The 19703-nt window shown below is 70.0% G+C and carries 17 protein-coding genes and 1 pseudogene; 11 read left to right on the top strand and 7 right to left on the bottom strand.

Annotated elements, in window-relative coordinates; translation table 11 throughout:
- Nucleotides 1-22: 22 nt before the first annotated feature.
- From mycP to O3597_RS21165, 3 genes are all read right to left on the bottom strand, one after another.
- Nucleotides 23-1183 carry a type VII secretion-associated serine protease mycosin gene (gene mycP, locus O3597_RS21175; protein WP_281602183.1) on the bottom strand — a complete coding sequence of 387 codons (1161 nt, stop codon included), beginning with the start codon at nt 1181-1183 and terminating at the stop codon, nt 23-25.
- A 1351-nt stretch (nt 1184-2534) separates the two neighbouring features.
- Nucleotides 2535-3035 carry a hypothetical protein gene (locus tag O3597_RS21170; protein WP_164446133.1) on the bottom strand — a complete coding sequence of 167 codons (501 nt, stop codon included), beginning with the start codon at nt 3033-3035 and terminating at the stop codon, nt 2535-2537.
- Between the two features lie 110 nt (nt 3036-3145).
- Nucleotides 3146-3358 (bottom strand): acyl-CoA carboxylase subunit epsilon, encoded by a 213-nt coding sequence (locus tag O3597_RS21165; RefSeq protein WP_164446132.1) that lies wholly within the window; start codon nt 3356-3358, stop codon nt 3146-3148.
- 92 nt (nt 3359-3450) lie between these two features.
- Between O3597_RS21165 and O3597_RS21160 the strand changes: the two are divergent.
- Both O3597_RS21160 and O3597_RS21155 read left to right on the top strand, forming a co-directional pair.
- Nucleotides 3451-4611, top strand: a pseudogene (locus tag O3597_RS21160) (serine/threonine-protein kinase); the annotation flags it as partial.
- 1474 nt (nt 4612-6085) lie between these two features.
- Complete coding sequence (locus O3597_RS21155) at nt 6086-6322, top strand: hypothetical protein (protein WP_164446131.1); 237 nt, start codon at nt 6086-6088, stop codon at nt 6320-6322.
- Nucleotides 6323-6428: 106 nt separating this feature from the next.
- Here the strand turns inward: O3597_RS21155 and O3597_RS21150 are convergent, their stop codons facing one another.
- Nucleotides 6429-7178: a GH25 family lysozyme gene (locus O3597_RS21150; protein ID WP_204004703.1), complete on the bottom strand. Its 750-nt coding sequence runs from the start codon at nt 7176-7178 to the stop codon at nt 6429-6431.
- 229 nt (nt 7179-7407) lie between these two features.
- Here O3597_RS21150 and O3597_RS21145 point away from each other — a divergent pair, with 229 nt between their 5' ends.
- From O3597_RS21145 to O3597_RS21135, 3 genes are all read left to right on the top strand, one after another.
- On the top strand, nt 7408-8148 hold the full coding sequence (locus O3597_RS21145) for a M50 family metallopeptidase (RefSeq protein ID WP_164446129.1): 741 nt from the start codon (nt 7408-7410) through the stop codon (nt 8146-8148).
- A gap of 70 nt (nt 8149-8218) precedes the next feature.
- On the top strand, nt 8219-8722 hold the full coding sequence (locus O3597_RS21140; protein ID WP_164446742.1) for a SigE family RNA polymerase sigma factor: 504 nt from the start codon (nt 8219-8221) through the stop codon (nt 8720-8722).
- Complete coding sequence (locus O3597_RS21135) at nt 8712-9596, top strand: hypothetical protein (RefSeq protein ID WP_281602182.1); 885 nt, start codon at nt 8712-8714, stop codon at nt 9594-9596. Before O3597_RS21140 ends, O3597_RS21135 begins: the two co-directional genes overlap by 11 nt.
- Before the next feature lie 49 nt (nt 9597-9645).
- Here O3597_RS21135 and O3597_RS21130 read toward each other — a convergent pair whose 3' ends face one another.
- Nucleotides 9646-11229, bottom strand: a complete 1584-nt coding sequence (locus O3597_RS21130; protein ID WP_164446127.1) for an acyl-CoA carboxylase subunit beta — start codon at nt 11227-11229, stop codon at nt 9646-9648.
- A gap of 75 nt (nt 11230-11304) precedes the next feature.
- Between O3597_RS21130 and O3597_RS21125 the strand changes: the two genes are divergently transcribed.
- Both O3597_RS21125 and O3597_RS21120 read left to right on the top strand, forming a co-directional pair.
- Nucleotides 11305-12180 (top strand): biotin--[acetyl-CoA-carboxylase] ligase, encoded by an 876-nt coding sequence (locus O3597_RS21125; RefSeq protein ID WP_281602181.1) that lies wholly within the window; start codon nt 11305-11307, stop codon nt 12178-12180.
- A gap of 166 nt (nt 12181-12346) precedes the next feature.
- On the top strand, nt 12347-12904 hold the full coding sequence (locus tag O3597_RS21120; RefSeq protein WP_164446126.1) for a PH domain-containing protein: 558 nt from the start codon (nt 12347-12349) through the stop codon (nt 12902-12904).
- 39 nt (nt 12905-12943) lie between these two features.
- Here the strand turns inward: O3597_RS21120 and O3597_RS21115 are convergent, their stop codons facing one another.
- The gene (locus O3597_RS21115) at nt 12944-13660 is read right to left on the bottom strand and encodes a GtrA family protein (protein ID WP_281602180.1); all 717 of its coding nucleotides are present in this window, start codon (nt 13658-13660) and stop codon (nt 12944-12946) included.
- 63 nt (nt 13661-13723) lie between these two features.
- Complete coding sequence (locus O3597_RS21110; protein ID WP_235944505.1) at nt 13724-14251, bottom strand: GtrA family protein; 528 nt, start codon at nt 14249-14251, stop codon at nt 13724-13726.
- A 417-nt stretch (nt 14252-14668) separates the two neighbouring features.
- Between O3597_RS21110 and O3597_RS21105 the strand changes: the two genes are divergently transcribed.
- From O3597_RS21105 to O3597_RS21090, 4 genes are all read left to right on the top strand, one after another.
- Nucleotides 14669-16519 carry a phosphoenolpyruvate carboxykinase (GTP) gene (locus tag O3597_RS21105; protein ID WP_164446123.1) on the top strand — a complete coding sequence of 617 codons (1851 nt, stop codon included), beginning with the start codon at nt 14669-14671 and terminating at the stop codon, nt 16517-16519.
- 31 nt (nt 16520-16550) lie between these two features.
- Nucleotides 16551-17405 carry a hypothetical protein gene (locus O3597_RS21100; RefSeq protein ID WP_281602178.1) on the top strand — a complete coding sequence of 285 codons (855 nt, stop codon included), beginning with the start codon at nt 16551-16553 and terminating at the stop codon, nt 17403-17405.
- Nucleotides 17406-17728: 323 nt separating this feature from the next.
- Nucleotides 17729-18871, top strand: a complete 1143-nt coding sequence (locus tag O3597_RS21095; RefSeq protein ID WP_281602177.1) for a geranylgeranyl reductase family protein — start codon at nt 17729-17731, stop codon at nt 18869-18871.
- Between the two features lie 31 nt (nt 18872-18902).
- Entirely contained in the window at nt 18903-19673 is a 771-nt protein-coding gene (locus O3597_RS21090; protein WP_164446120.1) for an isoprenyl transferase, read from the top strand.
- Nucleotides 19674-19703: the final 30 nt, after the last annotated feature.

Genomic DNA, 19703 nt, shown 5'->3' with positions numbered 1-19703 from the left:
GGGGAAACGCAATTCCGATGCGTCAGCGAGTGATCCGAGGTGGCGGATCATCGGAGCGGCGTCGGTGCCGGGCCACCAGCGCCCAAGCGCCACCCGCCGCCACCAGCACCCCCAGCGTGACCAGACCGCGGACAGTCGCCGCCCGCCCCTCGTCAGCCGGCGGCCCATCAGCCGCCGCTGTGCTAGGACCGGCCGTGTCCGGCGCGTCCGCCGGCACCGACCCGAAACCCCTCGGCGGTACGTCTGCCGTCAGCGCCGCCACCAGATCGATGACCCCGTAGCCGTACTGGTCGTCCCTTCCCGGCGGCCCCTTGTCGATCGCAGTCGCAGTCAGCCGATGCGCCACCTCATCAGCCGGCAGATACGGATACTTGGCCCGGACCAAAGCTGCCGCCCCCGCCACAATCGCCGCCGCCCCAGAAGTCCCCGTACCTACCCGGTAACCACCATCGAAATTGGTGCTAACCAACTCAACGGCCGGTGCCACAACGTCGATTCTGTCGCCGGTAACGGAAACGTCGGCCTGATTACCCTTTTTGTCTATGCCGCCTACGGCAATGACACCGGGGTAGGCCGCAGGGTAGCGCACAGTTTGATCACGAGGCCGATTTCCGGCGGCGGCAACGACGATGATGTCAGCGTCAAGCGCAGCCTGAACCGCTTCCTGTTCGGCAATGTCTTGTTCTCCTCCTGCTGAGATGCTAATTACCTCGACCCCACTCTGGACCGCGTAGATTACTGATTGGGCAAGGCCATCGGCTGTTCCTTCGGAGCTATCGTCTTTGAACTTGATCGGGAGGACGGTTGCGTAAGGTGCAATCCCTACTGCTGAATCCCGGCCTCGGGCAGCAATAAGTCCCGCCATGGCTGTGCCGTGTCCATCAACGTCCTGCAATCCGCTGCCTCCCTTCTCCGTAAAATCTGTGCCAGGGAGCAGATTTTGTTTTAGTTCAGCATGCGGATAAACGCCGGTGTCGAGTACGGCAACAGTAACACCTTGGCCCTTGCTGATTCGGTGTGCTTCTCTTACTGAGAGGTACTGAAGATGCCACTGCTGTAGGCGTTTCTCCTCGATGGCTTGGTGGGTTGCCAAAGCTGGCGCTGGAGTGGAGATTATCGCGAATAGTAAGGTGAGCGAAGCGGTGAGCGGTGCTACGTAGGGCTTGGAGGCGGGTAATTTCACCGCGCAAGACCGATGGCCGGGCCTGGATCGATCGGACCCTCGTCGTCAGGTGGTCGCAAGATGGGCTGCACCCCTTCCATCGCCTTCCAAGGCATGTCGGGATCCCAATGACGGGCTTCCGCAAGACTTGATCCCTGCGAACCTCGTTGCGAGTTCGAGTGGTATTGGTGAGGTGAACCGCCGATTGGTGTGGAACCGTAGATTGGGCTGATCGACCTTCCAGCGCCGGGGCGGGATCCAGCAGCACCGGCAGGGCCTGTTCCGGCGGCCCCGCCGATGATACCTCCGACCGGGTTGACCCGACGGGCCTCAGGGCTACCGGACGGCTGGCCGATAATCGGAGTTTGCCCGCCTCCGATTATCCCCCCCGGTAGATTCGCAGTCGAATTCGCTCTCCCGGGGGGCGAGTCGGGTGACCTGCCGAAGTCGGGTTGTCTAGGCCGCACTTCATGGGAATCCCCTATCCTGGGGACGGTTGGCGATCGAATGATCGATGGTGGCGGACCGGAAGTGCTGCTTGCGGAGTTCAGGGTGGGAGTCGGGGGTAAAGCCGCCGAAGCCGTGGGAGACGACGGTGCCGGGGCAGGAATTCCGCCAAGGATTGGACCCACTTCCGATGTGCTTCGCCTAATAACTGTCGGCACATCTGTCGACGCTAGGGTTGGTGCGCGCCCTGACGCATGCGGGTTAGTTGACTGACTTGGTACCGGCATGACCGGAGGGATTATCGGGGACGCAGCCTGGTTCTCGCCAAGCATCTGGTCGCTACCGGGTTTAACGCGAGAGGGGGGTGGGGGGTGGCGGAGTTGGGTTTGGGCTTGTTGGAGTTCGGTGCTGAGGCCGTACATGATGTTGCGGGCCTGGGTGTTCAACCGCTCCAGGTCCGAGTCGGTGACCGGTGACTGAATGGCTCGGCTGGCGGCGGCAGCTTTAGGGTCGGCGGCGGTTTGTTCCCAGGATCGCTTCTGTTGCAGCTTGTCGGCGTACTCCTGGTGGATTTTTTCGATTTTGTCTCGGCTGCTGCTGAGGGCCAGGGTCGCGGCGGACAGCGCGGTCTGGTTGGTGGCGGCGGCGTCGTGGGTGCGCTGCACCTGTTCGATCAGCTCGTCGAGCTTGACGAGGTAGGCGTGGGAGGCCGCGTTGGTCTCGGGCGGCCAGGCCTGGGCCAGGCGTTCGCGGTACGTTCTCAGCCGGCCGAGATGTTGACCGGACAGCTCGGCGATTTTTCGCCAGCCGGCGACGTGACGCCAGTGGTTGTCGGTGTGGTGGCCCTGGAGGCAGGCCCACATGTCGGCCACGTTCATCAGATGCCACTCCGTCAGGCCGCCGCTGCGGCCGACGCCCGGTTCCCTCATGGCACCACCACCGGGCCGGTGTTGTCGGTGCCGGTCGGGTCGACGAGCGGTGGCGAGGCCACGGCCGAGGTTGGCGGCGGGCCCGGCTGCCCGAGCGTCTCGCTGACGGGTGGCGCGGCGTGCCGCTCCTCGAATGCTCGGTGGACGTCGGCGACGCGGGCGGCGGCGAAAGCGTCCGTGTCGGCGTACTGATCGGCCACGAGCTTCGCGGCCGCCGCGAGGTGGCCGGTGGCGTCACCGACGCCCCAGACGGCGTTGGTCGTCGCCTGCTGCGTCTCCCAGTGGGTACGCATGAAGAGCACCAGCTCGACGAACGCGTCGGCCGGGTTGGGCACGGCGGTGAGCATGTCGTCGGCGATGTACCGCAGGTGCGGTGCATAACTGCTCTCCACCTCGGCGCGGAGCTGCTCGGCGAAGTCGCGTAGCTGCCGGATGTCGGCCTCGACGCCCCCGGAACCACTCAGCCAGGACGCGTGTCGATCCTCCTCAGGGATCATCGGCCCTCCCAATCTGTCACGGGCTCGCTCCCCTGAGTGAGGTTAGACGGTGAACGCCCCCTCCGGCAGCCCTGACCGGGCCCGACAGAGCTGCCGGGAACCAGACGGGGTCAGCGAGGGAGGCCGGCGGTGCGCCAGTTGCCGGCACCGGGCGTCAGCCCCGCACCCGTCGGACGGCCGCTGCGCGCCCAGACCGACGCCGGGGCCGGCGCGGACCGGGCCGTGGGGCGCGACCGGACGGCGATCACGCCCACCAACGCGGCCAGTTCCTCGGCGGTCGGCACGCCGCGCACCACCCGGAACAACGGCTCTTCGACAGACATGACCTCAGGGTACGCGGGCCGGAGGCCGACCTTCGTCGGACAGTGGCGTGCCGGCGGTGTGACCGTCTGCGCTGCCGGGTACCGTCTCAGCGATGTCAGAAGCTGCCCCCCAACTCGTCGCCGACCGGTACCGGCTGCTCTCGCCGCTCGGTCAGGGCGGCATGGGTCGGGTATGGAAGGCGCGCGACGAGGTACTGCACCGCGACGTCGCCATCAAGGAGCTGGTTCCGCCGCCGGGCCTGACCAGCGACGAACGTCGCGAGATGCGCGAGCGGTCGCTCCGCGAGGCGCGTGCCATCGCCCGGCTCAACAACATCAACGTGGTGCGCATCTTCGACGTGCTCCGCACCGACGGCGATCCGTGGATCGTCATGGAGTACGTGGCGTCCAAGTCGTTGCAGGACACCATCGCCGAGGACGGCCCGGTGTCACCGGCGCGTGCCGTGGAGATCGGTCTGGGCGTGCTGAACGCGTTGAAGGCCGCGCACAAGGCCGGCATCATGCACCGCGACGTCAAGCCCGGCAACGTGTTGCTCGGCACCGACGGTCGGGTGGTGCTCACCGACTTCGGGCTGGCCACGATCCCCGGTGACCCGAACGTCACCCGGACCGGCATGGTGCTCGGCTCGCCCGCGTACATCGCGCCGGAGCGGGCCCGCGACGGCACCTTCGGCCCGGAGGCCGACCTGTGGTCGCTCGGTGCCACCCTGTACGCCGCCGTCGAGGGCAAGTCTCCGTTCGCGCGCCCGTCCGCGATCAGCACTCTGGCCGCGCTGGCCACCGAGCCGGTGCCGCCGGCCCGCAACGCCGGCCCGCTCAAGCAGGTGCTCGCCGGGCTGCTGCGCAAGGACCCAGAGGAGCGGATCACCGCCGAGTCGGCCGAACGCATGCTGCGCCGGGCCGGTGGGCGCCGGGCCCGGGGCATCTCACTGCTCGACGGCGTACGCCGACCCGGGCCGAACGGACCGCGCGAGCCACGCCCGCCGCTGGTGCCGGCGCCGCGTCCCTCCGGCGAGCGGCCGTCCACTCCGGTCACCCCGCCCGCACCGCGTACGCCACCCACCTCAGGGCTGCTGGCCGGTGGTGCGGCAGCCGCTGGTTCCACAGCGGACCGTTCGACAGGTGACCAGCCCGGCGCGGACGCCGACCCGACGACGAAGGTCGACGATTCGGCCGGCCGCGCCGACGCCGCTTCGACGACACGGGTCGCCGGCCCGGAGAGCGGCGCCACTGCCGACCCGACGGCCAAGCTCTCGCCGAGCAGGCAATCGGAAGTCGGGCTGACCGACGCCGGTCCGGACGACTCGGAGCACCGGCAGCCTCGGAGCGACTCGCCGGCGGGCGACCGGGACATCGCCCTGGCCGCCGCTGCCGGCACCGCGTCGACCGCCGCAGCGGCAGCCGGTGGGCCGGAGGGTGGTACCGCTCCGGTCGTCGCTGGCGCGGTCGGAGCGCCGGGAGACGGCACCGGCGACGGGCAACCCGCGCCGCCCGACGAGCAGGACGGATCGGATGCCGCCACCGGCGACCGGACCGGCTCTGACCCGGCGGATCCGACGAGTGCCGGGGCCGACGCGGCGCCGGACGAGACCAACAACGGTGCGACGGCCGGCGAGGCGCACCCGGACGACGCCGTGTCGGACGCCGACGCTTCGGAAAGTGCGGCGACCGCGGGCGACGCAACCTCCGGGACGGCGACCGGTGTGCACGGCGGGGCCGCGACGGACACGGCCCGAACGGGCGGTGCGGTCACGGATCGCGGTCCGCAGCCCGGAGCGGCGGTCCGGTCGAGCGGCACGCCGGACGGGGCGAGCGGTGACCGGCCGGTGAGCGGCCGCACCCGGGTGGATCAGCCGGCAGGAAACGGCAGCCGGCGTACGCCGCAGCCGACCTCGGTCATGCCGGCGGCCCCGGTCAGCCCGGCCCCGACGCGCGGGAACGTCTTCAAGGCCGGGCAGTTCCGTTCGGAGCGGACCCGGCGGGCAGTGCTCGTCGGTGCCGTGGTGGCGCTGCTGCTGCTCGGCGTGGTGGTGGCGGTACCGCTGCTCAACGGTGGCGACGAGGACGGCGGGACTCCGCCGGCCGCGAACGGCACCAGCAGCGCGCCGGCCCCAGCGAGCTCGGAACCGGCCGCCCCACCGCCGAGTGACCCGCCGGCCAGCCCGTCGGCGTCGCCCAGCCCGTCGGCCTCGCCCAGCGCCTCGGAATCGGCCGGTGGCCTGCCGGAGGGGTGGACGCTAAAGACCGACCCGGTGGGCTTCAAGGTGCCGATCCCCGACGGCTGGCGACGCAGCACCAGCGGCACTTCGGTTATCTACCAAGAGCCGGACGGGGTACGGGAACTGCTCATCGACCGCACCGACACGCCGAAGCGGGACGCCGAAGCCGACTGGCGATCGCAGGAGCCTAACCGGAAGAACCTGGTCCGCGACTACAAGTACATCGACATCTCCTCGTTCGAGTGCAAGTGGCGGACCTGCGCCGACTGGGACTGGCTGGAGACCCGCGACGGCACCCGGATAAGGGTCCGTAACCGGGCCTTCGTCACCGCCAGCAACCGGGGCTTCGCGCTGCGCTGGGAGGTCGCGAACCGCGACTGGGACGAGGAGTTGGCGAACTTCGAGATGATCTTCCGCGAGTTCGTGCCGGACCGGCAGGACTGATCGACAGGCATGGCCCTCCGCCGTTCGGGGTATCTGATCTCCGACGACGGAAGGGAGGCCCGAGATGGGTTACCGAGGAAGGGATGCCCGGCCCCGGCTGGCACTGTGGACGGCCGTGGTGCTGGGCAACGTCGTGCTGCTGGTCGCCACGGTCGGAGTCGCGGTGCTGGCGACCATGCTGAGTCTGGTGACACTCGCCGGAGCCGCGTTCGCCGGCTGGCACCTCACCCGCCGGGGCAGCGTGTCCCGTGGCGCGGGAATGAGCGTGCCGGTCGCGATGACCGCGCGGCGGCGGGCCTGAGATTTCCCGCCGACACCCGGCGCGACGACAGCGGTCCGGGTGCGGCGCGACGGCAGGCTGACGTCCGCTCCGAGCGAAGGACGTCGGCCCGCCGTCGCGGCGTACGTCAGGTGTTGTTGGCCAGCGCGATCAGCCGGCTGCGGTCGCCGTTCCAGTAGTTGCGGTCGACGCCGCCGCTGATGCCGGGGACGCTGCCGGAGTCGGTGTACTGCCAGAAGCTCCAGAACGGCGCGCCGGCCGGCAGCGCCCCGACGGAGGACGACCAGCGGGCCACCCACAGCGGGTGGTTGTTCCACGGTCCGCTCCAGGAGCCGGTGCACTGGTTCCAGAAGCTGGTGGTGGTGTAGATGACCGCGTACCGGCCGGTGCGGGACCGGTAGGTGTTGAGGAAGTCCTGCACCCAGTTACGCATGCCGGTGGTGCTCAGGCCGTAGCAGTAGCCGCCGCTGTACGGGTTCGCCTCCAGGTCCAGCGCGGCCGGCAGGGTGCGGCTGTCCGCGGACCAGGCACCGCCGTTGGAGGCCAGGAAGTTCGCCTGGACCGCGCCGGAGGAGATGTTGGGCCGGGCGAAGTGGTACGCGCCGCGGATCACTCCCGCGTAGTACGCGTTCACGTAGTTGGTGTTGAAGTTCGGGTCGCGGTAGCTCGTACCCTCGGTGGCCTTGATGAAGGCGAACTGGATGCCGGAGTTGCGGACGCTCGTCCAGTTGATGGTGCCCTGGTAGCGCGAGACGTCGATGCCCGGCACGGTGGCGGCGGCGGCCGGGGTCGCGGTGGCGACCAGCCCGGCGGCGGCGGTGGCGAGTACGGCGAGTGCGGCGGCGGTCAGCCGGCGCAGTGATCTGGTCCGACCCATGGCGTCCTCCTGAGACGACTGTCGATAGACAGACATCTTTGAAGGTGATCGTCGGCCAGGGCAAGAGAGATCAAGACAACTTTCGATGTACCGGTTGTGGTGGCGACCCACCTGGCGATCAACGCAGCGTGGCCGGATCGATCCGCCAGCGGAACGGCCCGGGACCGGCACCGGAACGGTCACCCGGCGCGACGCCGGCGGCGGAACGTGAGCGGTAGGCTGCCGCCTCATGGTGTCGATCGAGGGCATGGCCGACTTCTGGGAACGCCTCTTCGGCGCGCAGCCTGATCCGCCTCCGCTGCTGGTGGTGCTCACCGGGCTGGTCGCGCTCCTCGTCGTCGTCACCCGGCTGCCGTGGCGGATCGCCCGCAACGCGATCACGATCGCCCACGAGGGTGGTCACGCGCTGGTCGCCGTACTCACCGGGCGCAAGCTGCACGGCATCCGGCTGCACTCGGACACCTCCGGCCTGACGCTGTCCGCCGGCCGCCCCACCGGCCCGGGCATGGTACTCACCCTGCTCGCCGGCTACCTGGCCCCGCCCCTGGTGGGCCTGGGTGGGGCGTGGCTGCTCGCCGGCAACCGGATCACCCTGCTGCTGTGGATCGCGGTGCTCCTGCTGCTGGCCATGCTGGTGATGATCCGCAACCTCTACGGCGCGCTGACACTGGTGATCGTCGGGGGTGCGGTGCTCGCCGTCTCCTGGTACGCCAGCCCGCAGGTCCAGGCCGCCTTCGCCTGGACCGGCGTGTGGTTTCTGCTGCTCGGTGGCGTGCGCCCGGTGGTGGAGTTGCAGCGGCTGCGGGCCCGGCGCGGCATGCCGGCCTCCGACGCGGACCAGCTGGCCGGGATCACCCCGCTGCCGGCGTTCTTCTGGGTGGTCCTCTTCGGCCTGGTCAACCTCACCGTGCTGGTGACCGGCGGCCTGATGCTGGCCGGTCCGCTGCTCGCCGAGGCCGGCCTCACCTGATTCCGTCGGTCGGCCGGCAACCCGCACCACCCTCCGGTGCGTGTGCTCTGTCAGGTACGGGGAGGTGCGGGTGGCCGACGTCGAGGGGTTCGACGAGTTCTACCGGGGCAGCCGGCAACGGCTGCTCGGGTACGTCTACGTGCTGACCGGCGACCTCACCGAGGCGCAGGACGCCGTGCAGGAGGCCTTCATCCGGGCCTGGCAGCGCTGGTCCAGCGTGGGCGGTTACGACGACCCGGAGGCGTGGGTACGCGTGGTGGCGGCCCGGATCGCGGTCAGCCGCTGGCGCAGTCTGCGTAGCCGGGCCCGGGCCTACCTGCGACACGGCGCGGTCGACAGCGTGCCGGAACCGACCACCGACACCGTCGAGGTGGTCGCCGCCCTGCGCCAACTCCCCGAGGAACAGCGCGTCGCGATCGCGCTGTACTACCTGGTGGGCCTGCCCGTCGCCGATGTCGCCCGGGAGACCGGCGCGCCGGTCGGCACGGTCAAGGCCCGACTTTCTCGGGGACGTGCCGCACTGGCCGGGCTGTTGGTCGTGTCAGATCTGGAGGAGGCGACCGATGCGATCTGACGACGACATCGGCCTGGTGGAACGGGTGCAACAGGAGCTGCGGGCCGTCCGCTGGCTGGACACCGCCGAGGTGCGCGCAGTGGCGCGGCGACGCAGCCGGTTCAGGGCAGCGGCGGTGACCGTCGGCGTCGTCGTGCTGTCCATCCCGCTGGTGACCGCCGTCGCACTGCCGTCCCGGCCGCCGACGGTGCCGGGGGAGACAGGTGCGATCAGCCGGGCGGAGATTCCGTTCGAGGCACTGTTGCAACCCGAGGATCTGCGGGTGGAGGTCGACGCCCCGATCGTCAATGCGGGCCTGGCCGAGCCGATCGTGGTCGATCCTGAGCTGGCGAGGTGCCTACAGGCGAAGGGAATGTCTCCGGCCTGGGAGATGTCTCGTTACTCCCGTTCTCAGTCCATGCGTCGTCCGCAGGATGTCCGGATCGAGGACGGGATGGCATTGGGAAGCGGCATCTCGATCGTGCTATCCCAGGACGTGTACCGCATCACTCCGCAGGTGGCGCAAACCCTCTTCGCCAGCCTCGATCGGCGGATCGGAAACTGTCTGAGCTGGGAGAGTGTCGTGGTCGGTGCGATCGACGACATGGCGGAGTGGGTCGAGTTCCACGCGGTGCAGCACTGGGAGGTGGTGGATCGGCAGTTCGCCGGCGACGAGTCGGTGCTGATCCGCCACCGGGTCGGTGAGACGCGTCGAGGCGACGCCGACGGTGAGGTGCTCGCCGGACCGACGCCGCCGGACATCATCGCCGTGGTGCGGGTCGGTGACCTGGTCACGGTCGTCGACGTCGAGGCCGGTGAGAGCGAGTCCGAGCTGCGTCGGCTGGCGGTGCTCGCCGCCGGGCGGATGTGCGCCGCCACCAATCCCCCGTGCTGACCCGCCCCTCCCGACGCGCCGACGCTCGGGAGGGGCACGCTCGTGACAGCTACAGCGGGATGTTGCCGTGCTTCTTGGGCGGCAGCGTCTCCCGCTTGGTACGCAGCACCCGCAGCGCCCGGACGATCTGGGTACGGGTCTCGTGCGGCGGGATCACCGCGTCGACGTACCCGCGCTCGGCGGCCACGTACGGGTTGGCCAGGGTGTCCTCGTACTCGGCGATCCGCTCGGCGCGGACCGCGGCCGGGTCCTCGGCGGTGGCCAGTTCCTGCCGGTAGAGGATGTTCACCGCGCCCTGCGCGCCCATCACCGCGATCTGGGCGGTCGGCCAGGCGAAGTTGAGGTCGGCCCCCAGGTGCTTGGAGCCCATCACGTCGTACGCCCCGCCGTACGCCTTCCGGGTGATGACGGTGACCTTCGGGACGGTGGCCTCGGCGTACGCGTAGATGAGCTTCGCGCCCCGGCGGATGATGCCGTCCCACTCCTGACCGGTGCCGGGCAGGAACCCGGGCACGTCCACGAAGGTGAGCACCGGAATGTTGAAGGCGTCGCAGGTGCGGACGAAGCGGGCCGCCTTCTCGCTGGCCGCGATGTCCAGCGTGCCGGCGAAGTGCATCGGCTGGTTAGCCACCACGCCCACCGGCCGGCCCTCGACCCGACCGAAGCCGACCACCATGTTCTGCGCGTAGAGCGGCTGGACCTCCAGGAACTCCCCGTCGTCGAGCACGTGCTCGATCACCCGGTGCATGTCGTACGGCTGGTTGGCCGAGTCGGGGATCAGCGTGTCCAGTTCCCGGTCCGCGTCGCTGATCTCCAGGTCGGCCGGTGCGTCGAAGACCGGCGGCTCGTCCAGGTTGTTCGAGGGCAGGTGGGACAGCAGCGCCTTGACGTAGTCGATCGCGTCGGCCTCGTCGGTGGCGAGGTAGTGCGCGTTGCCGCTGCGGCTGTTGTGGGTGCGGGCGCCGCCCAGCTCCTCCATGCCGACGTCCTCGCCGGTGACGGTCTTGATGACGTCCGGACCGGTGATGAACATGTGCGAGGTCTGGTCGACCATCACGGTGAAGTCGGTGACCGCGGGGGAGTAGACGGCGCCGCCGGCGCACGGGCCCATGATGAGCGAGATCTGCGGGATGACACCGCTGGCGCGGACGTTGCGGAAGAAGATCTCGCCGTAGAGGCCGAGTGAGGCCACGCCCTCCTGGATCCGGGCACCACCGGAGTCGTTGATGCCGATGACCGGGCAGCCGATCTTCATGGCCAGGTCCATCACCTTGACGATCTTCTCGCCGAAGACCTCGCCGAGCGAGCCGCCGAAGACCGTGAAGTCCTGGGCGAAGACGCAGACCTGCCGGCCGTCGACGGTGCCGTAGCCGGTGATCACGCCGTCGCCGTACGGGCGGGTCCGGTCCAGCCCGAAGTTGGTGGACCGGTGCCGGGCGAACTCGTCCAGCTCGACGAACGACCCCTCGTCGAGCAGCATCTCGATGCGCTCCCGGGCGGTCTTCTTGCCGCGCGCGTGCTGCTTCTCCACGGCGCGGGCCGACCCGGCGTGCACCGCCTCGTCGACCCGTCTGGCCAGGTCCGCCAGCTTGCCCGCGGTGCTGTGGATGTTGGTCCCGGTCTCGGTAGTCACCCTGGGAATATAACGATGGTTCAGGTCGCCGCCGCTGTGCACTACGCCTCACCGGGCTACCCGTAGGCTGGTTGTGTGCCGGGTTCTCCGTACACCGATCTGGATCGTCCGCCGCTGTCGGCGGCCCGGCTGCGTCGGGCGCTGGTCGCGCCGTACGGGCCGTGGTCCCGGCTGGAGTTGCGGACGGAGACCGGGTCCACGAACGCCGACGTCGCCGAGGCGGCCCGGGCGGGGGAGCCGGAGGGCCTGGTCGTGGTGGCCGAGCGGCAGACCGCCGGCCGGGGCAGGCGCGGGCGGGTCTGGCAGTCGCCGCCACGCGCCGGCATCGCCACCAGCGTGCTGCTGCGGCCCGGCGAGGCCGTGCCGGCCCGCGGCTGGTCGCCGGCGCCACCTTCGGGGTACGGGTGGCTGCCGCTGCTGGCCGGCGTGGCGCTGGTCGAGGCGGTGACGCTGCTGGCCGAGTTGGACGCCACCCTGAAGTGGCCGAACGACCTGCTCGTCGGGGGTGCCAAGTGCGCCGGGATTCTCGCCGAGGGGGTGCCCGGGCCGGGGCTGAGCGCCCCGCCGGCGGTCGTTGTCGGTATCGGGCTGAACGTGACGCTGCGCGCCGACGAACTGCCGGAGCTTCCGACCGGTCTGCCGGCCACCTCGCTGCAACTGGCCGGCGCGTCGGCCACCGACCGGGATCCGCTGTTGCGGGCCCTGCTCCGCTCGGTCGCCGACTGGTACGCGCGGTGGCGTGCGGCTGGCGGCGATGCGGCGGCCAGCGGTCTGCGCGAGGCGTACCTGGCGGCGTGCGGCACCATCGGCCGCGAGGTCCGGGCACTGCTCCCCGACGGCACCACCCTGACCGGCACCGCCACCGGAGTCGACCCCGACGGCCAACTCCTCCTCACCACCCCCACCGGCCAGCGCCCCCTGGCCGCCGCCGACCTCCACCACCTCCGCTGACCGCCCCTATTTGTTGATCATGAAGTTGTTGTCGAGTGGATCGCGTCCGAGTGACAACAACTTCATGATCGGTGCGATGGGGCGGGAGTGATGAGCCGCGTGGCGGATGGGGGTGGTGGTCGCAGGGGGTTACGGTCTGGGCGTCCGTTTCGGCGAGGAGGGTTCCGTGGCGTTTCCCGAGGACGTGCTCAGTGAGGATGAGCACGTCGTGCTGCACCTGCATCCGCACTGGAAGGCGCTGATCCGACCGGTGGCGGTGCTGGTGCTCGCCGTCGCGGCGGTGGTGGTCGGCGTGTTGTTCCTGCCCTCGGGCGGTGGCGGTTCCGTGGCGCTCGCGGTGATCGGCGGGCTGGCCCTGCTGGCCGTGCTGGTGTTGGCGGTGTGGCCGTACGTCTCCTGGCGCAGCACCCACTACCTCTTCACCAGCGAACGGGTTGTGCTGCAGCACGGCGTCTTCTCCCGCGATCGCCGGGACATTCCGCTCAGCCGGGTCAACGACCACTCGATGAGTCAGCAGTTCGCCGGCCGGTTGCTGGGTTACGGAACCCTGACCATCGAGTCGGCCGGTGAGCGAGGACAGTCCGTGCTGCACGACGTGCCGAGGGTCGACCGGGTTCAGACGAAGCTGTACGAGCTCGTGGAGGCATTCGACGACCGGCACTCGCTCGGTGACGGCGAACTGCGCGAGATTCTCGGCGAGCGCGACACGGCTGCCGGGGCGTAACCTCCCGAATCCGGCGCGACCGCCCCGCGCAGCGACAGGTCAGCGTCGGCGAGGGCGACGGGGAGCCGGGGCGGGCTGCAACTGGGCGGCCAGCTCGGCCTCCAGCTCGGCGTCCAACTCCGCCGCCAGCCGGGCCTCGTCGGGCAGCGACGCGGACCTCGGCTGGAGTGGCCGGGGGGTCACGCCGGGTCGGGCGGCCGGCGGCTGCTCCTCCTCCAGCTCCGTCACCGACTCCGCGAGTTCGGCCACCGGGTCCATTCCGGCCATGGTGTCCCACTCGTCGCGGGGCAGGCCGTGCCACCGCTGCGTCGCCTCGGCCGGCGCGGCGGGCTGGAAGACGAACGTCCGGTACGACCAGAAGCGGAACAGCGTCGCGAGCACCACACCGCCGGTCTTCGCGATGTTCAGCGCCAGCAGCCCGGTCACGCCCAGTCCGTACTTGGCGGCGGCGAGTACGCCGAGTTCGATCAGCAGCCCCGCGCCGTTGAAAAGGAAGAACAGGGCGTATTCGCGCTGCATCGCAGATTTCGGACGATCACGGTACGTCCAGTGCCGATTCATCAGATATGACGTGATGGTGGCCACGATGGTGGCGACGACGGTCGCCTTCAGTTGACCGTCGACGAAGACCGTGAGTGCGAGCGCATTGAACACGGCGTAATTGATGACCGTGTTGATGCCACCGACCAGGCCGAATTTGAGTGCCTCGTGGATGAACTTCTGCCAGCGCTCAGGCAGCAGACGGACGAGAGGCATGCGCAACACCTTAGGGCAGTGGGTCGGGGTCGGCTGGCTCCGACCGAACGAGTGGGCGGCAGGTCACGCCCGGCGGTCCTGGTTCGCTTCCGCGACGGGTGGCGTTCCCGCTTCGACGAAGACGAACCGTCGGTACGACCAGAATCGGAACAGCGTGCCGAACCCGGTGCCCACGATGAAGCTGGCCACGTTGTCGGCCACCCGGGTCTGGAAGACGGACGGCCAGATGCTGCCGAGCCCGTAGTGGCTGATCGCGAGGCAGGCGACCGCGATGCCCAAGCCCACCGCGTTGAAGAAGAAGAACAGCGCGTACTCCCGGGCCGGGTGGGAGCGCTTACGGTGCCGCCAGGTCCAGAACCGGTTGCCCAGGAAGGCGAAGGTCGCGGCGATGACCGTCGCGATCGTCTTCGCGGTGATCTGCTCCACGCCCTGCGGGCCGATCAGGTAGTTGAACAGTGCGAAGTCGATGAGGAAGGCGATCCCGCCGACGGTTGCGAACTTGCTCATCTCCCGGACGAGGTGACCGAAACGGTCGATCAGGGAGTGAACCAGACCCGAGCGGGTCTGCCGGGAGCCTGGCTCCCCGGTCATCGTGGCGGCCACCGTGCGAGCGTACCGGTTGGCGACCCCGGGAGCGGGTAGCAACCGGCACCGGGGTGCGGCGGTGCCGCGGCACGGACGGGCACGAACGGAGCGTAACCGGATCCGTGCGATCGGGTGTTGTTCACCGCTTCGGTACGCCCGGTCGAAAAACGCCGGTGTGGGTGCCGTCAGCAGGAGGTCCACCGAAGGATTTGCGTGAAACTGCGCGTGAAAGCGGGTAAAGGCTCGTGATGCCGCAGCGTGACCGCACCTTGTGCAGTTCTTCACAACCAGTCCCACTGACTGGAGAGGTCCCTCGGTTTACGCTGAGGCCAATCCCAGGTTTCCACGAAGGCGACGCGCATCGCGGCGCCGAGACTCGTGCACTCCATAGACCGGTCAGCGTCGACCACAAGGAGATGTGTCATGGTTGCTCCGGCCACCGTTCGGGGTATCGATCAGGCCCCTACGTCCCACCCGAAACTCCTCGCCTGGGTCCGTGAGGTCGCTGAACTGACCACCCCTGACCAGGTCGTCTGGGTGGACGGGTCCGACCAGGAATGGCGTCGCCTCACCGATGAGCTGGTCGAAGCCGGCACGCTCATCCGGCTGAACCCCGACAAGAAGCCCAACTCCTTCTACGCGCGTACCGACCCGACGGACGTCGCCCGGGTCGAGGAGCGCACCTTCATCTGTTCCGTGGACGAAGCGGACGCCGGGCCCACCAACAACTGGATGGCGCCGGCCGAGATGAAGCGGACCATGACGGAGCTCTACCGCGGCTCGATGCGCGGCCGGACGATGTACGTCATCCCGTTCTGCATGGGACCGGTCGAGGCCGAGAGCCCGATGTTCGGCGTCGAGATCACCGACAGCCCGTACGTGGTCGCCTCGATGCGGATCATGACCCGGATGGGCGCCTCCGTCCTGCAGGCCATGGGCGACGACGCCGACTTCGTGCACGCCCTGCACTCGATCGGCGCACCGCTGGCTCCCGGTCAGCAGGACGTGGCCTGGCCGTGCAACGACACCAAGTACATCTCCCACTTCCCGGAGACCCGCGAGATCTGGTCCTTCGGCTCCGGGTACGGCGGCAACTCGCTGCTCGGCAAGAAGTGCTACTCGCTGCGTATCGCCAGCGTGATGGGCCGTGACGAGGGCTGGCTCGCCGAGCACATGCTGATCCTGAAGATCACCTCGCCGGAGGGTCGGGTCTACCACATCGCCGGTGCCTTCCCGTCGGCCTGCGGCAAGACCAACCTGGCCATGCTGGAGCCGACCATCCCGGGTTGGAAGGTCGAGACGATCGGTGACGACATCGCCTGGATGCGGTTCGGCCCGGACGGCCGGCTCTACGCGATCAACCCGGAGTACGGCCTGTTCGGCGTCGCACCGGGCACCGACTGGAAGACCAACGCCAACGCCATGCGGACGTTGGACCGGGGCAACTCCATCTTCACGAACGTCGCCCTCACCGACGACGGTGACATCTGGTGGGAAGGCATGGGTGAACCGCCGGCCCACCTGATCGACTGGAAGGGCAACGACTGGACGCCGGAGAGCGAGAACCTCTCCTCGCACGCGAACAGTCGGTTCTGCACCCCGATCACCCAGTGCCCGATCCTGGCTGAGGACTACTACGACCCCAACGGCGTACCGATCGACGCGATCCTGTTCGGTGGCCGCCGTCGTGACACCGTGCCGCTGGTCACCGAGGCCCGGGACTGGGTGCACGGCGTCTACATGGGCGCCACGCTCTCCTCGGAGACCACCGCCGCCGCCTCCGGTGCGGTCGGTGTGGTCCGTCGCGACCCGATGGCGATGCTGCCGTTCATCGGCTACCACGGCGGCGACTACTTCCGGCACTGGATCGAGATGGGCAAGGGCGCCGACGGCGACGAGTCGAAGCTGCCCAAGGTCTACTACGTCAACTGGTTCCGCAAGGACCCTGAGGGCGGGTTCCTCTGGCCGGGCTTCGGCGAGAACTCGCGGGTGCTCAAGTGGATCGTCGAGCGGATCGAGGGCCGGGCGGACGCCGTGGAGACCCCGATCGGCATGGTGCCGACCCTGGACTCGCTTGACGTCGAGGGGCTGGACATGACGCCGGAGGACGTCCGCATCGCGCTGAAGGTGGACCCGGACGAGTGGCGCGACGAACTGCCGCTGGTCACCGAGTGGTTCGAGAAGTTCGGCGACAAGCTGCCCGGTGTCCTCTGGGCCGAGCTGGACGCACTGCGGGCTCGGCTCGACGCGGAGCAACCGCAGCGAGGGGTGTGATCGACGACGGATCCGGGCATCATCGGATCCCATGAGGACGGCCGCCGAGACCGAGGTCCGGCGGCCGTCCGCCGTCCGGGCCCTGACCGCACTGCTGGCCGTGACGGCCGCGGCCACCGTCGTGGTCGAGGTGCTCAACTGGTGGTACGCGCCGGAGCAGGGCTTCGGGCTCGCCGTAGGCACCGGCTGGGCGATGCTGCGCTCGTTCGGCTTCCTGCTGCTCATCGGGCACGTGCGGCGCGGCCGGACGGTGGCCCGCCCGTTCGGCCTGATCCTCGCCGTCACCACGGTCTTCGCGGTCGGCCGGCTGATCGTGCCCCGCCAGGGCGTGCCGCCGCTGCCCGGCCTGCTCGGCTTCGCCCTGCTCACCACGCTCTGCGCGACAGTGGTCTGGTTGCTGTACCGGTCGCCGGCGCTCGCCGAGCATTTGGTACGGCACCGGTCCCGACTGGTGATCGACCGCTCCGGCATCTCCTGGCGGGAAACGCCACCGCGCCGGCCTGAGGCGAGCGCCTGGCTGTTGACCGCCCGGGTGGCGGCGTTCACCTACAGCCCGCTGATGCTGGTGCCGGCCCTGGTCGCCACCGCCGCGATCCTGGACGGCCAACTGCTCGCCGTGCCCGCCGTGCTGCTCTGGCTGGGAGCCGGTATCGCGACCAGCTACCTGGTGCTGTTCTGCACGGCGTTCCTGCTGCGCGGTCGACGCTGGGCGGGCACCCTGCTCGTCGTCGTCACGGTCGCCGTGCTCGCCGTCGACCTTCCGCTGTGCTGGTGGCTGCTCGGCGTCGACGGCCTGATCCGCGACGGCGCGCCGCTGGTCGTCGCCGCCGCCCTCACCGTCTACGGCATCCACCGCGCCACCCACCCCACCCCCACCCCACCCTGACCCCCACCCCGCCTCCGCCCCCGCCCGAGCGGACAACATCGCCGATGTTGCTGTCTCGCGTGCCGATGAGGGGACAACATCGCTGATGTTGCTCCTTCCTGTTCCCCCGGCGGCGAGTTGTCCGGATCTTGACGTGCGGCTGGACGACAATTCGGAGCCGGGCTCCTTGCTCTGCTTCAACGGGCGCACTGGATCCGGGACGATCGCAGTGCGTGGGGTGAAGCAGAGCAAAGGCGGCAGAGCAGAGAGTGCCGCGCAGTCGAGGCGGGGCAGCGGGGCAGGGGACAGCGGGACAGCGGGATGCTTTGCAGCGGGGAGGGGCTGTGCGCGACGAGTTCGACGTGGTGGTGGTCGGGGCGGGGCCGGCGGGGGCGGCTGCCGCGCTGGCGGCCCGCCGGGCGGGTGCCGAGGTCCTGCTGTTGGACCGGGCCGAGTTTCCCCGGGACAAGGCCTGCGGAGACGGTATCGCCGCGCACGCGCTTGACGTTCTCGCCGAACTGGGTGTGCGCGACGCGGTGGACGGGTTCGCGCCGGTGCCGGCCCTGCGGCTGGTGGCACCGGACGGCGGTGCCGTGGCGCGGGCGTTGCCCAGGCCCGCGTACACCGTGCCGCGGCAGGTGTTCGATGCCCGGCTGGTGGCGGCGGCGGTCCTGGGCGGCGTGCCGCTGAGCCGGCGGGCGGTGCGCCGGGTCGAGGTGCGCGCCGACCGGGTCGTGCTGGACGGGGAGATCTCCGCCGGGGTCGTGGTGGGTGCCGACGGCGCCGGGTCCGTCGTGCGCCGGGCACTCGGCGAGCCGACGAATCCGGACCGTCACCTGGCGCTGGCCATCCGGGGGTACGCCCCCGCGCCGCCCGGTCCGCCCGCGCAGCTCATCGTCACCTCGGCCGCCCGCTGGCCGGCGTACGCCTGGTCGTTTCCGATCGGTGACGGCCGGGCGAACGTCGGGTACGGGGAGGTGCTGCGGGGCGAGTCGCTGACCCGCGCGCACCTGCTCGACCGGCTCGCCGCGCTGCTGCCGGGCACCGACCCGGCGACGGTCGGCTCGCTGCGCGCCCATCACCTGCCCCTGTCCACGTTCCGCCCGGCGCCGGGGCGGGGCCGGGTGCTTCTCGCCGGCGACGCGTTCTCGCTGATCAACCCGCTGACCGGTGAGGGGATCTTCTACGCGTTGCGCTCCGGCGCGCTGGCCGGGTACGCCGCCGTCGGGGCTCCCGAGCAGGCCGCGCGGCGGTACGCGACCGCCCTGCGGCGCCGGCTCGGCACCCATCTGCGGCACAGTTCGGCGGCGGCCTGGCTGGCCCGGCGACGCCGGGTGGTGGACGCGGCGGTGCGGGCGGCCGGTCGGGACGCGCGGGTCTTCGGCAGGGTGACCGAGCTGGGGCTGGGCGACGGGCTGCTGGACGGCCGGACGCTCGGCCTGATCGCCCTCGGCCTGTCGGTGCGGCATCGGCCACCGGCACACTGATCCGTACGGCGGCTCGCTACCCTGCTAGGTGATGAGTCTGCGGAAACTTCTCTACTCCGTCTACGAGCGGCGGCTCACGGCCAAGCTCGCGGGTCGGCCGGTGCCCCGCCACGTGGGTGTGATGTGTGACGGCAACCGCAGATGGGCCCGGGAGATGGGCTTCGTGGATCCGAACGACGGGCACCGGATGGGTGCCGAGCGGATAAAGGAGCTGCTGCGTTGGTGTGACGCCGCGGGCGTGGGACACGTGACCCTGTGGCTGCTCTCCACCGACAACCTGTCCCGCCCGTCGGCCGAGCTGGATCCGCTGCTCCAGATCATCGAGGACCTCACCACCGAGTTGGCCGAGGAGGGCAACCCCTGGCGGCTGCGGATGGTCGGTGCGCTCGACGTGCTGCCGACGCGCCTCGCCACGGCGCTCAAGGCCGCCGAGGAGCGGACCCGGGAACGCACCGGCAGCGCTCAGGTCAACATCGCCGTCGGGTACGGCGGGCGGCGGGAGATCGCCGACGCGGTGCGCTCGTTGCTGCTGGAACACGCGGCGAACGGCGGCACGCTTGAGGATCTGGCCGGCTCGCTCGACGTCGACGACATCTCCGAGCACCTGTACACCCGGGGCCTGCCGGATCCGGATCTGATCATCCGGACCAGCGGTGAGCAGCGCCTCTCCGGCTTCATGCTCTGGCAGTCGGCGCACTCGGAGTTCTACTTCTGCGAGCTGAACTGGCCCGACTTCCGTCGCGTCGACTTTCTCCGCGCGTTGCGTTCGTACGCCACCCGCCAGCGCCGCTACGGGGTCTGAGACGCCGTAGCGGCACCGGTCCCGGTCCGG

Source organism: Verrucosispora sp. WMMA2044 (assembly GCF_027497155.1).
Taxonomy (GTDB): Bacteria; Actinomycetota; Actinomycetes; order Mycobacteriales; family Micromonosporaceae; genus Micromonospora; species Micromonospora palythoicola.
The sequence above is the reverse complement of the archived record's forward strand: the minus strand, read 5'-3'. Positions and strand labels throughout refer to the sequence as shown.

Coding starts and splice junctions, on each gene's coding strand:
- O3597_RS21100 (WP_281602178.1), top strand. CDS start 16,551: ATGAGGACGGCCGCCGAGACCGAGGTCCGGCGGCCGTCCGCCGTCCGG.
- O3597_RS21155 (WP_164446131.1), top strand. CDS start 6,086: ATGGGTTACCGAGGAAGGGATGCCCGGCCCCGGCTGGCACTGTGGACG.
- O3597_RS21105 (WP_164446123.1), top strand. CDS start 14,669: ATGGTTGCTCCGGCCACCGTTCGGGGTATCGATCAGGCCCCTACGTCC.
- O3597_RS21110 (WP_235944505.1), bottom strand. CDS start 14,251: ATGACCGGGGAGCCAGGCTCCCGGCAGACCCGCTCGGGTCTGGTTCAC.
- O3597_RS21090 (WP_164446120.1), top strand. CDS start 18,903: ATGAGTCTGCGGAAACTTCTCTACTCCGTCTACGAGCGGCGGCTCACG.
- O3597_RS21165 (WP_164446132.1), bottom strand. CDS start 3,358: ATGTCTGTCGAAGAGCCGTTGTTCCGGGTGGTGCGCGGCGTGCCGACC.
- O3597_RS21145 (WP_164446129.1), top strand. CDS start 7,408: ATGGTGTCGATCGAGGGCATGGCCGACTTCTGGGAACGCCTCTTCGGC.
- O3597_RS21170 (WP_164446133.1), bottom strand. CDS start 3,035: ATGATCCCTGAGGAGGATCGACACGCGTCCTGGCTGAGTGGTTCCGGG.
- O3597_RS21150 (WP_204004703.1), bottom strand. CDS start 7,178: ATGGGTCGGACCAGATCACTGCGCCGGCTGACCGCCGCCGCACTCGCC.
- O3597_RS21115 (WP_281602180.1), bottom strand. CDS start 13,660: ATGCCTCTCGTCCGTCTGCTGCCTGAGCGCTGGCAGAAGTTCATCCAC.
- O3597_RS21135 (WP_281602182.1), top strand. CDS start 8,712: ATGCGATCTGACGACGACATCGGCCTGGTGGAACGGGTGCAACAGGAG.